The sequence below is a fragment of the Listeria cornellensis FSL F6-0969 genome, from assembly GCF_000525855.1.
In the GTDB taxonomy this organism is placed as follows: Bacteria; Bacillota; Bacilli; order Lactobacillales; family Listeriaceae; genus Listeria_A; species Listeria_A cornellensis.
Map to the genome: position 1 here is coordinate 33,699 of NZ_AODE01000004.1, position 14,076 is coordinate 47,774.

10 protein-coding genes and 6 pseudogenes are annotated in these 14,076 nt (G+C 37.4%); 13 read left to right on the forward strand and 3 right to left on the reverse strand.

From position 1 onward, the window contains the following. The first annotated feature begins 6 nt into the window (after positions 1-6). From PCORN_RS00645 to PCORN_RS00695, 11 genes and pseudogenes are all read left to right on the forward strand, one after another. Positions 7-411, forward strand: a complete 405-nt coding sequence (locus PCORN_RS00645) for a F0F1 ATP synthase subunit epsilon (protein WP_036076640.1) — start codon at positions 7-9, stop codon at positions 409-411. A 157-nt stretch (positions 412-568) separates the two neighbouring features. After that, complete coding sequence (locus PCORN_RS00650) at positions 569-808, forward strand: DUF1146 family protein (RefSeq protein ID WP_036076642.1); 240 nt, start codon at positions 569-571, stop codon at positions 806-808. Positions 809-989: 181 nt separating this feature from the next. After that, a pseudogene (gene murA / locus PCORN_RS00655) lies at positions 990-2,280 on the forward strand (UDP-N-acetylglucosamine 1-carboxyvinyltransferase). Between the two features lie 165 nt (positions 2,281-2,445). Beyond that, positions 2,446-3,442, forward strand: a pseudogene (gene mreB, locus PCORN_RS00660) (rod shape-determining protein MreB). 20 nt (positions 3,443-3,462) lie between these two features. Continuing rightward, entirely contained in the window at positions 3,463-3,909 is a 447-nt protein-coding gene (locus PCORN_RS00665; RefSeq protein WP_036076644.1) for a GNAT family N-acetyltransferase, read from the forward strand. Between the two features lie 29 nt (positions 3,910-3,938). After that, positions 3,939-4,343, forward strand: a complete 405-nt coding sequence (gene fabZ, locus PCORN_RS00670) for a 3-hydroxyacyl-ACP dehydratase FabZ (protein WP_149024193.1) — start codon at positions 3,939-3,941, stop codon at positions 4,341-4,343. 299 nt (positions 4,344-4,642) lie between these two features. After that, positions 4,643-5,011, forward strand: a complete 369-nt coding sequence (locus PCORN_RS00675) for a single-stranded DNA-binding protein (RefSeq protein WP_036076960.1) — start codon at positions 4,643-4,645, stop codon at positions 5,009-5,011. 411 nt (positions 5,012-5,422) lie between these two features. Then, positions 5,423-6,247 carry a LysM peptidoglycan-binding and 3D domain-containing protein gene (locus PCORN_RS00680; RefSeq protein WP_036076647.1) on the forward strand — a complete coding sequence of 275 codons (825 nt, stop codon included), beginning with the start codon at positions 5,423-5,425 and terminating at the stop codon, positions 6,245-6,247. Between the two features lie 164 nt (positions 6,248-6,411). Continuing rightward, positions 6,412-7,144 (forward strand): annotated as a pseudogene (locus PCORN_RS00685) (WecB/TagA/CpsF family glycosyltransferase). A gap of 6 nt (positions 7,145-7,150) precedes the next feature. Further along, positions 7,151-8,276 (forward strand): annotated as a pseudogene (menC, locus tag PCORN_RS00690) (o-succinylbenzoate synthase). A 22-nt stretch (positions 8,277-8,298) separates the two neighbouring features. Next, positions 8,299-9,337, forward strand: a pseudogene (locus PCORN_RS00695) (glycosyltransferase family 4 protein). Between the two features lie 55 nt (positions 9,338-9,392). Here PCORN_RS00695 and PCORN_RS00700 read toward each other — a convergent pair. The 3 genes from PCORN_RS00700 to PCORN_RS00710 form a co-directional block, all read right to left on the reverse strand. Then, positions 9,393-10,433 carry an LCP family protein gene (locus PCORN_RS00700; RefSeq protein ID WP_036076650.1) on the reverse strand — a complete coding sequence of 347 codons (1,041 nt, stop codon included), beginning with the start codon at positions 10,431-10,433 and terminating at the stop codon, positions 9,393-9,395. 249 nt (positions 10,434-10,682) lie between these two features. Continuing rightward, entirely contained in the window at positions 10,683-11,225 is a 543-nt protein-coding gene (locus PCORN_RS00705) for a GNAT family N-acetyltransferase (RefSeq protein WP_051999144.1), read from the reverse strand. Then, the gene (locus PCORN_RS00710) at positions 11,226-11,861 is read right to left on the reverse strand and encodes a YigZ family protein (RefSeq protein WP_036076652.1); all 636 of its coding nucleotides are present in this window, start codon (positions 11,859-11,861) and stop codon (positions 11,226-11,228) included. A 410-nt stretch (positions 11,862-12,271) separates the two neighbouring features. On the opposite strand from PCORN_RS00710, the gene PCORN_RS00715 reads away from it, so the two are divergent. Together PCORN_RS00715 and PCORN_RS00720 are read left to right on the forward strand one after the other, a co-directional pair. Next, positions 12,272-12,958: a response regulator transcription factor gene (locus PCORN_RS00715; RefSeq protein ID WP_036076655.1), complete on the forward strand. Its 687-nt coding sequence runs from the start codon at positions 12,272-12,274 to the stop codon at positions 12,956-12,958. A gap of 24 nt (positions 12,959-12,982) precedes the next feature. After that, a pseudogene (locus PCORN_RS00720) lies at positions 12,983-13,837 on the forward strand (DegV family protein). Positions 13,838-14,076 lie beyond the last annotated feature (239 nt).

A 14,076-nucleotide genomic window follows, 5' to 3' on the forward strand; every position in this document is an offset into this window, starting at 1 on the left:
ATACACATGGGCATTCTAAATGTAAGTATTGTTACTCCAGATGGTCCTGTTTTCAGCGGTGAAGCGAGCATGGTTATCGCAAGAACAAAAGCCGGCGAATTAGGCATTTTACCTGGCCATGTTCCTTTAGTAGCCCCTCTCAAAATTGATGTAGTGCGTTTAAAGCACGATGGCAAAGAAGAATGGGTTGCAGTAAATGGCGGATTTATGGAAGTAAATGGTGAAGAAGTGAACATATTGGCAGATACTGCAGAGCGAGAAGAAGAAATTGACATCGTTCGTGCAGAAGCTGCTAGACAGCGTGCAGAAGATGAACTGAGAGAGGCAAAGAGCAAACAAGTAGATGAACTAAAAGCAGAGATAGCTCTCCAAAAAGCAGTCAATCGGATTCACGCATACAACAAAAAGTAAGGCAGAATGAGTTTGGAGTTGGCCATTTTAAAATGGCTACGACTCCAAACTCATTTACTACATTTTCTAAAATCAAATAATTAAAGCATATAAAATTGTTATTCGGCAATAATACTGGTAGAATGATAGAGGCTGATAAAATTTTTGGAGGTAGCGGATGTATACAGTTATTGGACAACAGGCAATTATTGTTATGGTTTCGCACTTACTTTTCATCGTTATTGCTTTTTGGGCACTCCAAGCACTGCACTTTGAAAAACTAATACGCCGTGATCATGTGATACAAGCAAGAGCGCTATATTTAATTATTGCTGTGGCCTTAGGAGTTACGATTAGTAATTTCTTTTTAGATTACTTTATCTCAGCAAGACAACTGGGCAATTTATTTGGAAATTGATTAAAAAAACTTATACATGTTCGAAATTGATATAACTCTCTTAAAATTAGTGTTGAAATGTAGTAAGCATTAATGGTAAAATGTTCAGAGTATGAGTAAACATAAGAATAAATTTCAAGATTAATTTTAAGTGATGTATATCAAATATGAATAGAGTAATTAATACGCGGAGGGGTTCGTTTTGGAAAAAATTATTGTCCATGGTGGAAATAAATTACAGGGAACGGTGAAAGTAGAAGGCGCGAAAAATGCTGTTTTACCTGTTATAGCCGCTACCTTACTAGCTAGCAAAGGAACAAGCACGTTAAGAAATGTACCACGTTTATCTGATGTCTATACAATTAATGAAGTTCTAAAATATTTAAAAAACGGATGTATCTTTTGAGGATGATGTGGTTACTGTAAATGCTACAGGCGATATCTTATCAGATACACCATTTGAATATGTCCGTAAAATGCGTGCTTCTATCGTTGTTATGGGGCCACTTTTAGCCCGTACAGGTTCAGCAAGAGTAGCGCTACCAGGCGGCTGTGCCATAGGTTCACGCCCGGTTGACTTGCATTTAAAAGGTTTCGAAGCGATGGGTGCCAATGTGAGAATTGAGAATGGCTACATTGAAGCAACTGCTGAAAAATTAGTAGGGGCTAAAATATACTTGGATTTCCCCAGCGTTGGAGCAACTCAGAATATCATGATGGCTGCCACATTAGCTGAGGGGACAACAGTTATTGAAAACGTAGCTAGAGAACCTGAGATTGTTGATTTAGCTAATTTCTTAAACCAAATGGGTGCTCGAGTTATTGGTGCAGGTACAGAAGTAATTCGTATAGAGGGCGTGAAAGAGCTCACTGCGACAGACCATTCTATTATCCCAGATAGAATTGAAGCTGGTACTTTTATGATTGCAGCGGCAATTACTGAGGGCAACGTATTTATTGAAGATATGGTACCAGAACACATCAGTTCGCTTATTGCCAAGTTGGAAGAAATGGGCGTTAAGATCATTGAAGAAAACAATGGTGTGCGAGTTATTGGTCCTAAACATTTGAAGGCTGTGGATGTGAAGACATTACCTCATCCAGGCTTTCCAACAGATATGCAATCTCAAATGATGGTTATTCAGATGTTGAGCACAGGCACAAGTGTCATGACCGAAACTGTTTTCGAAAATCGATTTATGCATGTTGAAGAGATGCGTAGAATGAACGCGGACATGAAAATTGAAGGGCATTCTGTTATCATTTCTGGACCAGCTAAACTCCAAGGTGCTGAAGTAGCTGCGACCGATTTACGTGCAGCAGCAGCGTTAGTTCTTGCTGGATTAGTTGCTGATGGATACACACAAGTGACAGAGCTTAAATATCTAGATCGTGGTTATCACAATTTCCATGTTAAACTTAAAGCTTTAGGTGCGAATATCGAACGTGTAGCTGATTCTGAAAAAGTGAGTTTAGATGTAACAACTAAATAAATGAAAGGACTAGGTCGTAAATGATCTAGTCTTTTGTTTAATAAAAATATTTTCTTGCTTAGCTTAGGGAAAAGATATATATGTTAAAAGAAATATGCTATAATGCAAAAGAGGTAGCTTGAAGCAATACATATGAAACAACACAGAAAGGGGTCATTGTAAATTATGGCGAAAGATGTTGGGATAGATTTAGGTACTGCAAATGTTCTTATTCATGTGAAAGGACAAGGTATTGTATTAAATGAACCATCTGTTGTAGCAATTAATAATATCACGAATGAAGTTTTAGCGGTGGGGACAGAAGCACGAAATATGGTAGGGAGAACTCCTGGAAATATAACTGCAATTAAACCTATGAAAGACGGCGTGATTGCTGATTTCGATATTGTTCAAGAAATGTTACGTTTCTTCTTACAAAAACTAGATTTAAAAGGATTTTTCTCTAAACCGAGAGTCTTAATCTGTTGTCCGACGAATATCACTTCCGTGGAGCAAAAAGCTATACGACAAGCTGCAGAACAAAGTGGTGGAAAACAGGTATTTATGGAAGAAGAGCCAAAAGTAGCGGCAATTGGTGCTGGTATGGATATTTTTCAACCAAGCGGGAATATGGTTATTGATATTGGTGGTGGTACGACGGATATAGCGGTTCTATCTATGGGTGATATTGTTACTAGTAAATCAGTGAAGCTTGCAGGCAATCAGCTGGATGGTGACATTTTACAGTATATTAAGCGACAATATAATCTGCTAATAGGTGAAAGAACATCCGAAGAATTAAAAATAAAATGTTGCAACCGCATATACAGGAACACGACACGAATCAATGGAGATTAGAGGGCGAGATTTGGTTACAGGCCTGCCTAAAACGGTGACAGTAACTAGTGAAGAAATCGAATTAGCATTAAGAGAATCTGTACATGTTATTGTTCAAGCGGCAAAACAAGTATTGGAGCAAACACCGCCAGAGCTTTCAGCAGATATCATTGATCGTGGAATTATTATGACAGGCGGAGGAGCATTGTTACATGGTCTAGATGAACTTTTAGCTGAAGAATTAAAAGTCCCTGTGTTACTTGCAGAGAACCCATTAGATGCTGTTGCGATTGGAACAGGAATACTCTTGGAGAATACATCACGTGCTAAGAAGAATAGGTTCTAGAAAGTAATTGAGGTGATAGTTTGTCACTCCGAATAGAGCTTGTGGACGAGTCGAATTGGCAAGATATTATTAATCTAACTGTAAATTCAAGTCAAGTGAATTTTATTGAATCAAATGCTTGTTCAGTAGTGGAATCGCATTACATAGCTGGTTGGCACCCCCTAGGTCTGTATTTTGGAGAAGTGTTAGTTGGCTTTGCTATGTATGGTTGCCATGAAGGAGATTCTATTTGGTTGGATCGTTTCATGATAGATAAGAAATATCAAGGACAAGGGTTTGGACGAAGCTTCTTAGTCTATTTGTTAGAACACATAGAGGCACAATTTAAAATCAGAAAAATACTGCTAAGCTTTACGCCAGAGAATGAATATGCTAGAAGTTTTTACGAAAGACATGGTTTTTCTAATACAAATGAAGTAGATTCAAAGAGTGAATTAATCTTCATGTACAATTGTTCGGAGGTATAAAATGTTAAATGTTAGTGAAATAAAAAAAAATATTACCGCACCGCTATCCTTTTCTGTTGGTAGACAAGGTAATTGAATTAGAGGCTAAGAAAGTAGTAGCTATCAAAAATGTTACAGCCAATGAAGAATTTTTTAATGGACATTTTCCAGAATATCCTGTTATGCCAGGTGTTCTGATTGTAGAAGCGCTGGCTCAGACAAGTGGAATTGCGATGATGCAAGCAGAAGGAAATGAAGGAAAGATTGGTTTGTTCGCAGGTATTGATGGGTGTAGATTCAAACGCCAAGTCATTCCAGGAGATCAACTACGCTTAGAAGCTGAGATTCTTCGTTTACGAGGATCTATTGCCAAAGCGCATGTTCGAGCAACAGTCGATGGAGAATTAGTTTGTGAAGCCGACATCATGTTTGCTTTAACCGATGTAGTCAAATAAGAAGAAATTAGCCGTATTGATAATAGTGCGGCTTTTTTTTATTCGTCTGCATAGATCTGTTGTTACTAGGTTGAGTTACAGAATAGCAGATTATTGATGTAAAATAAAGAGCATTAAAATATATCAAAACTTCGAAATTTGTTTTTTGAGTATAGTTTAGAGTGACAGTTTCGATTTTTCTGCTAGGATAAAAGTGCATTTTGAGCGGGTGAAAATCTTGAAATTTTTTTTTTTGTGGATTTTACAGAAAGTAAAGGAGGAGGTATGCTAGTGTGACTAAAAAAGAAAAGAGTGATAATATGATTAACCAAGTAACACTAGTTGGCAGATTGACTGAGGATCCTGAGGTGCGTTTCACATCAGAAGAAAAGGCGGTTACGAATGTTATTGTGGCCTTAAATCGATTTGGAAGAGGTAGTAGATTAGATAATGAAGCGGATTTCATTCCTTGTGTAATCTGGGGAAAGCAAGCAGAGAATACAGTAGAGTACTGTCGGAAAGGAACGCTAGTAGGGATAAATGGAGAATTACAAACAAGGAATTATGTTAATAGAGAGGATAAGAAAGTGTATGTTACAGAGGTATTGGTAGATAAAATAAGATTTTTGAGTAAAAATAAAGAGCAGGAAGTGGACAATATTGAAATGAATGAAGAAGAGGATAGCTGAAAACGGAGATAACAATTGTAATCTCCTGTTATATTTACCAACTGTTTCTTAGAAATCCATCCAAAAATACTACTATTTTCGACTAAATTAATCAAATGCCTATTATTTCAGAAATGTATAAATTAACCAAAAGTGTATATTGAAGTGAAAAAATTCTTCAAGTTAACTATGATGGAATAAAAGTGTATGCACAAATACGCATCTACTTATAACGTTTGGATGATATGAAGGCGCGAAATAAATCAATAAATAAATAATAAGAAAATTCGATCAAAAAAGTTTATTAACAAATATTACGCATAATGGGAGTATTTCAAGAAGCGTGTTACGTAGCCTTAATGATTTGGTAACCCAACGCAACTCCCCATATGATACGATTATTCTCGAAGTAATCAAGGAGGTAATTATTACATGAAGAAAACAGTAGCTACTATTGCAGCGGGTATCGTCCTAGCTGGCATTGGTTCGACTCAAGTTAGTGCGGCAGAATACAAGGTTCAATCAGGAGACTCACTATGGAAAATTTCAAATGAAAATAACATCTCCATAGATCAATTGAAGAAAAATAACAATTTAAGTTCGAATCTTATCTTTCCAAACCAAAAATTAGAAGTTGCAGCTGTCAAAACGCCAGCCACTGCTACAGGTACGTATAAAATTGTACCGGGAGATACGCTAAGTAAAATTGCTCAAACTCAAAATGTTACCGTTGCTCAATTAAAATCTTGGAATTCCCTATCATCCGATTTGATTATCGCAGGTGAGACTTTAAATATTGGCGGTGCCCAATCAGAGGCTAAAGCTTCTGAAACTGAGACACCAAAGCAAGAAACTAAATCGGACACGTCATCAGCACAAGAAAAAGCACCACAAAAACAAGAAACAGCAACTAGTGCACCAAGTAAACAAACACAAAGCTCAAATTCAAGCAAGAGCACATCTAAAAGTGTAGCTAAAACAGTAACGGTAACCGCAACAGCCTACAGCAAAGCAGAGCCTGGTATGGGCCATGTGACAGCTTCTGGGATTGATTTAAATGATAATCCACGAGTTATCGCTGTAGACCCATCTGTTATTCCACTAGGATCTAAAGTTTATGTGGAAGGATATGGAGAAGCTATCGCGGCTGATACTGGCGGTGCTATCAAAGGTAATAAAATTGATGTACATTTAGACAGCGTACAAGCTTGCTATAACTGGGGCGTTAAAACTGTAAAAGTACAAATCTTAAATTAATAAGAATTTGCAGAGATTCGTGATTGGTATTTTATCAATCGCGAATTTTTTGTGTTGTCATTCTAGTTACATAGATAAAGCATGAGAGAATATATAATTTTAACATAGGAAGAATCGGATATTTATGATAAACTTAGAGATATGAGAAATATAGGAGTGAACATATGAAACGGACAGTTGAGATTCTAGGTATTCCATTTTATAATGTTTCTCAGAATGCTTTTGTAGATGAATTAATGGACGCTGCTGTGAACAAAAAGCGTAGGTTTATTGTAACGGCCAATCCTGAGATAGTAATGCATGCACAACAAGATTCGGAATTTAATCAAGTGATTCGTCAAGCGGATTATGTTGTTGCGGATGGTATTGGAGTGGTTAAAGCTGCAAAGAGTATTGGGAAGCCGCTTAAGGGAAGAGTAACAGGCTATGATACGATGTTAGGGCTTCTTGAAAAAGCAAATGGAATGAAGATGAGAGTATATTTTATTGGCGCAAAACCAAATGTTATAGAAAAGTTAATCGAACATGTTCAACTACAGTATAGTAATATTGAAATCGTAGGGGCGCGTGATGGTTATTTCACGGCTTCTGATTCAGAGGAGATAGCGGAAAATATTTTAAAAAAGTCAAGCTGATTTTGTATTTTTAGCACTTGGATTTCCGCGGCAAGAAAAATGGATATCGGCATACTTAGAGAAATTTGAGGCAGGGATATTTATGGGTGTGGGTGGTAGTTTTGATGTTCTTTCCGGCTGTACCAAGAGAGCTCCTTATTTTTGGGTGAAGTTTAACCTAGAATGGCTATACCGCGTCTTATCGCAACCTAGTCGCTGGAAAAGGGCTTTGGCTATTCCTCGATTTATGTTAGCGATGAAAAAACAAAGAAGGCAAGGGTGATTCCTTATGTTTATCAAGCAAGCTACTCTATATCACCTCGTCATGCCTCTTAAAGAGACGTTTAAGACGGGTTATGGCGTCATGAAAGATAAACACCTATGTATCATTAAACTCGTCTCAAACGACGGTATAGAGGGTTATGGTGAGCTTGATGCGTTTTTAAATCCTTGGTACACAGAAGAAACGACAAAGACAGCAATTTTGATTATTAAAGATCATTTATTACCTATGATTAAGAGCGTTAATCTTGAAAATCCGACCCAAATTAATCAAATTTTTCAAGTTATCCGGGGAAATGAGATGGCGAAATCTGCTGTGGAGACGGCTGTTTGGGATGTTTTTGCAAAAATATCTGGACAACCACTGACGACTTATTTGGGTGGCGAATTAAGCGACATTTCTGTTGGTGTCAGCGTGGGTATAAAAGAAAATTCTGATGAGCTAGTGAAAGTTGTCCGTCGATATGTTAGTGAGGGGTATTCGCGAGTGAAACTTAAAATTAAGCCAGGGTTTGATGTGGAACAAGTGGATAAAATTAGGCGTAATTTCCCGAATTTATCATTGATGGTGGATGCTAATTCTTCATATAGAAAATCAGATATTGCAGTATTCAAGCAGTTAGATCAATATAGTTTAGCTATGATAGAGCAACCTTTTGGTGTAACGGATTTCGTAGATCACGCGTGGTTGCAAAAACAAATACAAACTCCGATTTGTCTAGACGAAAATATCCGATCGTTAGCAGATGTAAGGCAGGCATCGGAATTAAATAGTGCTAAGGCGATTAATGTTAAAATAGCACGTGTTGGTGGCTTAACTGAAGCGCTCAAGATAGCTACATTCTGCTCTGAAAATGGTATGATAGCTTGGTGTGGCGGTATGTTTGAAGCTGGTATTGGGCGTGCGCATAACATTGCTTTAGCGTCTCGAGCAGAGTTTACTTTTCCAGGAGATATATCGGCCTCCAATCGTTACTTTGAAAGAGACATCATAAAAGGCGAGTTCCGTATTAACAATGGGAAAATAACAACTCCAATGGGGTTGGGAATCGGTGTGGAGATAGACCGAGAAAGTCTAGATTTCTACTGTAAACGACGAGAAAATATCGTTTTAAACTGAAGGATGGAGCTGAAATTACGTTGCAAATATGGATTATGATTATTTGTTTTCTAATTGGAATTTTGATTATCCCGTTAGTTCGCAAATTTGCTTTTTATATCAATGCAGTTGATGAGCCTCGTGAACGGCATATTCATACAAAGATTACGCCAACGCTAGGTGGATTGGCAATTTTTGTAGCGTTTACTATAGGTATGTTATTGCTAGCTGTCGATAAAAGTGGTTTTTTACCAGTGTACATAGGGGCAGTGATTATTGTAGTGACTGGATTTGTTGACGATATCCTTGAATTATCACCTCGATGGAAGCTTGTTGGTCAAATTAGTGCGGCTCTTTGTGTCGTATTGTGGGGACAGATAACGATTGAATTTATCAATATCCCATTTGTAGGACCGCTATATTTTGGAGTATGGGCAATTCCTATTACGCTCATTTGGATTGTGGCGATTGTTAACGCGTTAAATCTTATTGATGGTTTAGACGGCTTGGCTGGAGGGGTTTCAATAATTGCGCTACTAACTATCGCTGGCATGGCTTTATTGCTTCAAGATGTATTTGTAGCGCCAGTAGCTTTTATGTTGATTGCTTGTATATTAGCTTTTCTCGTATATAACTTTCCACCAGCAACTATCTTTATGGGAGATACAGGTTCTTTATTTTTGGGATATATGATTGCAGTACTGTCATTAATGGGCTTTAAAAATGTGACATTCATCTCTATACTAGTGCCTTTAATTATTCTAGGCGTGCCGCTCTCTGATACTTTTTTTTGCGATTATACGAAGGCTAAAGGCAAAAACTCCGATTTCGATGGCAGACAGATCTCATATCCATCATCGGCTTATGGCGTTAGGTTTTTCGCAGAGACAAACCGTGTTGCTGATCTATTGTATGGCTATTTTATTTTCGATAACAGGTTTTGTATTCTCATTTTCGACCACATGGGGAGCTGTTATTCTATTAATATTGTTGGCATTCTGTATAGAAATCATCGTTGAGTTTATTGGTTTAATCGGAGAAAATTATCGTCCGATTTTGAATATACTAGCTAAGATAAGAAGGAAAAGGCCATAATAAAAAGACGCTAAGCTAGAAAATTTCTTCTAGTACTTAGTGTCTTTTTTGTGATTTAATCTTCTTCACTGTATGGCATGGCGTTAGGGAATGGCTTATTAACCCCTTGCAGTTGTCCCGCAAACTCGTTAGCCACGCTTTGTACAGAGTTCTCATCTAGCTGGTAGTAGTAAACACCATCTTGTGGCGCATCTGCACCTTTAAGTGCGAGAGACTTCATATCAATATCGTTCGTCATACCGTACTTAGCAATGGAAAGCATCTGTGAGAAGGTCATGTTTGTCTTCATATTGTCTCCGACTGCTTTAATAACATCTGAGTATTTATTTATGGAACCGATAGAGGTTGCTTTATCTATAATAGCTTTCATAACGAGTTGTTGTCGTTTGCCACGTTCAATATCATTATCAATGTGACGTGTTCTAGAAAGGGCCAATGCCTGCTCCCCATTTAGTTTTTGTGTTCCTTTTTTCAGAGTAATAGTACCCGCCTGGTCTTTTGAATTTTGTTCTGTAAAATCAACAGGAACATCCACTTCAATTCCATCAAGAGCATTGACTATTTCAAGGAAGGCATCAAAATTAAAGCGAACGTAGTAATCGACTGGGACTTGAAATAAATCTTCCACTGTTTTCATTGTTAGTTCAGGCCCACCATAGGCATGAGCAGCGTTTATTTTTGTGTACCTATCTGTCTTACCATCCTTGCTTTCTATGTGGACATAAGAATCCCGAGGTATACTCGTCATATCAAGTTTGTTATCTTTCACATTTAGCGTTGCTAAGATAAGTGCATCGCTACGAGGACTACCACCATTATTAGCTTGTCGCTTCGTACTATCGTCGACACCGATAATCAGAAAAGAAAAACTATCTTTGATTGGATCAACATCCTTATTACGCAGTGATGAAGCTTCTCCACTTCGAACATTATCATAGGAATTGTCTACAGCGAGCTTTGCCGAACTGAACAAATATGTAGCATATCCAGCACACGCCAGTACGATTAGCATCAAGGGAATCAAGACTGAAAAAAGTACCAACCGACGGCGTTTATACTTCGCGCTTCTTGGAGCTGGGCTTTTGTTTATAGGCATGAATTATTTTCTCCTTATAATTAAATTTCTAGCTAAATCCCGAAGTAAAGTAATTGCATATGCAATAGATGCAATTGTACCATGATAAGAAACTTGGTTTGTTACAGTAAATTTACGTTTGTTTTAAAGTTATAGTAAAGAACATTGCAAAACAAGTGCACTTTCTCCTATTATACATAAGAAGGTAGCAAAAGAACATCAAAATCATCAAAAATAAGACAAAATAAGTCGTATGTAATGCCAATTCAGTTAAATTATTCCTCGACTGTATTGTTTTACATTTTTTAGAGTTTTTGTGTGCATATCAAACTCAGATACCATTTTATTGCAGTTGAAACCTAATTTTTCTAATAATTTTATAGAAGCTAGATTTTCTGGATCCACTTTCGCTGTAAATTTAAGAATCCTATTCTCCGATAGAATTTCTTGTATGAATACTTGGAGAACCTCTGACATGATGCCTAACTCCCAATGACTTTTCTTCAATTCATATCCTATTTCAGCGGACATTGTGTCTAGACATAACTCGTTGATGCCGAAAGAGCCAATTAATTTGTCACTGATTTTATCAATAATAACATATCTGTTTGCTGTCTTTTCTTGCTGTATAGCGAGGATAATTTCGCGCGCTTGATCTATTGTAGTAAATGTCTCAATATTCATAAAGCGTGTCACATCATTATCTGACCATATTTTTAGCATTTGTTCAGCATCATCGCAAGTCATCATCCGATTTCGTGTACGCGCTGTTTCAAATTCCGTGGGCAGTTTTCGCAATATATCTACTAACATTTAGACGACATCCTTTTCACGGTATTTTAGCCCATTTTCAAGCATTTGAACTTGCCCATTGGTTAAGTTTGTAGCCCATTCTCGAAATAAATCTACATAGGAACTGTCAACATACACATTGAGAACAACCTTATCAGTGAACAAAGTGTCTGCAATTTGATAGCCTTCTTTTTCCAATGCACTCTCAAATTTTGCGTGGGATGGGTAATCGAGTGTGCATGAGATGATGATGGCGAGCGAGCGCTCCACAATGCCCAGTGTTTTACAAGTTTCACTGACAGCATTACTATACGCACGCACAAGTCCACCAGCCCCGAGTTTAACGCCTCCAAAATATCTTGTCACAACAACAGCGGTATCTTTCAATTGCTTTTTCTTTAAAACTTCAAGCATCGGGACACCTGCTGTACCGCTAGGCTCTCCGTCGTCATTTGCTTTTTGATATTGATCGCGTTCACCAATTAGGTAGGCGGAACAATTATGGCTAGCATTCCAATGTTTCTTCTTTACACTGAGAATGAATTCTTGTGCAGTTTTTTCATCTGTAGCTCGAATAATAGAGCAAATAAATCGAGACTTTTCAATAATCATTTCGTGTTGCCCAGCTACCCTGATTGTTAAATAGTTTTCTAGCATACAGGCCTCCAATAGTTAATTTAATCACCTTCCTTCACATTTTAACGGAAAAATGGAAGCGTGTATAGTTAGAAAATGAGTTTGTATCATATTTGAAAGATGAAGTGGGAGCAAATTCATGGTATAATGAATGTCATTGTTACTTTTGATAGAGAAAACTTCTATCGTCTAGGCATTTTTATGGGAAACTTGGAATGTATTAAGTTGATAATCTCTTATCCATTTTTAGAAAATGCTTAGTAATACCAACGTAGCAAATAACAATGGCTTCTAGAAAAACATGAAATGATACAGAGAAAAGCTATAGAAATATAGGCGATTGATTATTTTAAGTAGCCTTTAGAGCTATCAAAGGGATAAAAAATGGGTACGAATATGAAAATAACAATTTTAAAGGAGGATTTCTCATTATGACTGTAAAAATCATGATTGTAGACGATCATCAATTATTTCGTGAAGGTATAAAGCGTATCCTAGAGCTAGAAGATTCATTTGAAGTAGTTGCAGAGGCCGAAAATGGAAAAAATATTGTTGCTAAGGTGCGCGAGTATCGACCTGATATCGTGCTTATGGATATAAACATGCCTACCGTTAATGGTCTAGATGCAACAGAGATGCTAATCAGGCAATTTCCGAGTATAAAAGTAGTTGTTTTAACTATCCATGATACAGACGAATTTGTTACAGAGGCTTTGCGTGCCGGGGCAGTTGGCTATCTGCTGAAAGAAATGGACGCCAAGGACCTGGTAGATGCTATTAAGACAGTAGAGGATGGTGGAGCATACATCCATCCAAAAGCTGCAATTAAATTAGTTCGTGAATATCGTCATCTAGCGAGTACTAATAATGCACAGGGCGCTTATGGTTATCAGCAACCAGAAGTCAAGATGCCGTTACATATTCTCACGCATAGAGAATGTGAAGTGTTGCAACTTTTGACAGATGGCAAGAGTAATCGCGGTATTGGAGAAACACTGTTCATTAGTGAAAAGACTGTTAAGAACCATGTAAGTAGTATTTTACAAAAAATGAAAGTAAACGATCGTACGCAAGCTGTTGTGACGGCCATCAAAAATGGCTGGGTATTCATTAGATAATATCGTTAAATTTGAGGTGACTTTATGGGGGAGAAAATTGCTATCGTGACGGACAGTACTGCTTATTTACCCCAAGCAGTAATCGATAAGTTTGAGATTTATAGTGTGGCGCTTTCTGTGACAATTGACGGAAAGTCTTATGTGGAAAATAAGGATATTGATGAAAGCAACTTTTATAACATAGTGAAGGAAGCTAAATTTTTTTCCAACAACTTCTCAACCGGCGCCAGGCGATTTTGTTCTTTTGTATGAAAAATTACGCGATAAAGGTTTCGATACAATCATTAGCATCCACTTGAGCAGTGGTGTTAGTGGTACCTATCAAAATGCTGTATCAGCTGGAAAAATGGTGGAAGGGATTCATGTTGCTGCCTACGATTCAGAAATAGCTTGTATGGCCATGGGGATGTTAGTAGAAAAAGCCTCTGAATTAGTTGCAGCAGGAGCTGAATTGAAAACCATTTTGAAAGAGTTGGATGCTATGCGTGAAGCTATGGGTGCCTATTTCATTGTGGACGACTTAAATCACCTTGCAAGAGGCGGTAGGCTTTCTAATGCGCAAGCAATTATTGGAAGTGTTCTCCAAATCAAGCCGATTCTTCATTTTGAAGAAACAAAGATTGTTCTTTTTTGAAAAAAATTAGAACACAGAAAAAAGCTTTTCAAAGAATCGAAGGACTCTTAGCCGAGGCTGTAAAAAATGGTCAAGCGAAGCAAGCTTACATTGTTCATGGAAACTGCTATGAAAAGGCAGGAATCTGGCAGACTGAATTACAGAAAGCTCATCCTGGTGTGGACTTTAATATTAGTTATTTCGGTCCAGTTATTGCAACGCATCTGGGGGAAGGCTCACTAGCTCTTGTATGGACAATAAAATAAATGTTTCGAGCCTCCTTAGTTTAGGAGGTTTTTTTTAAGTATAGCCCAGACATAAGAAAAAAATAAAAAGTGCAAAAAAAGTTCAAACAGACCGAAAAAAAGTCTGAAAAATACTCTAAAAGATGAATATTATCCTGAAGTATGTATCGATAAAGATGAAATAAGGTATGAAAATCAGAATATAGCAATTGGTAATTATTTTTTATCTCGTGTATAAATGGATATATGAGGTGAGTATA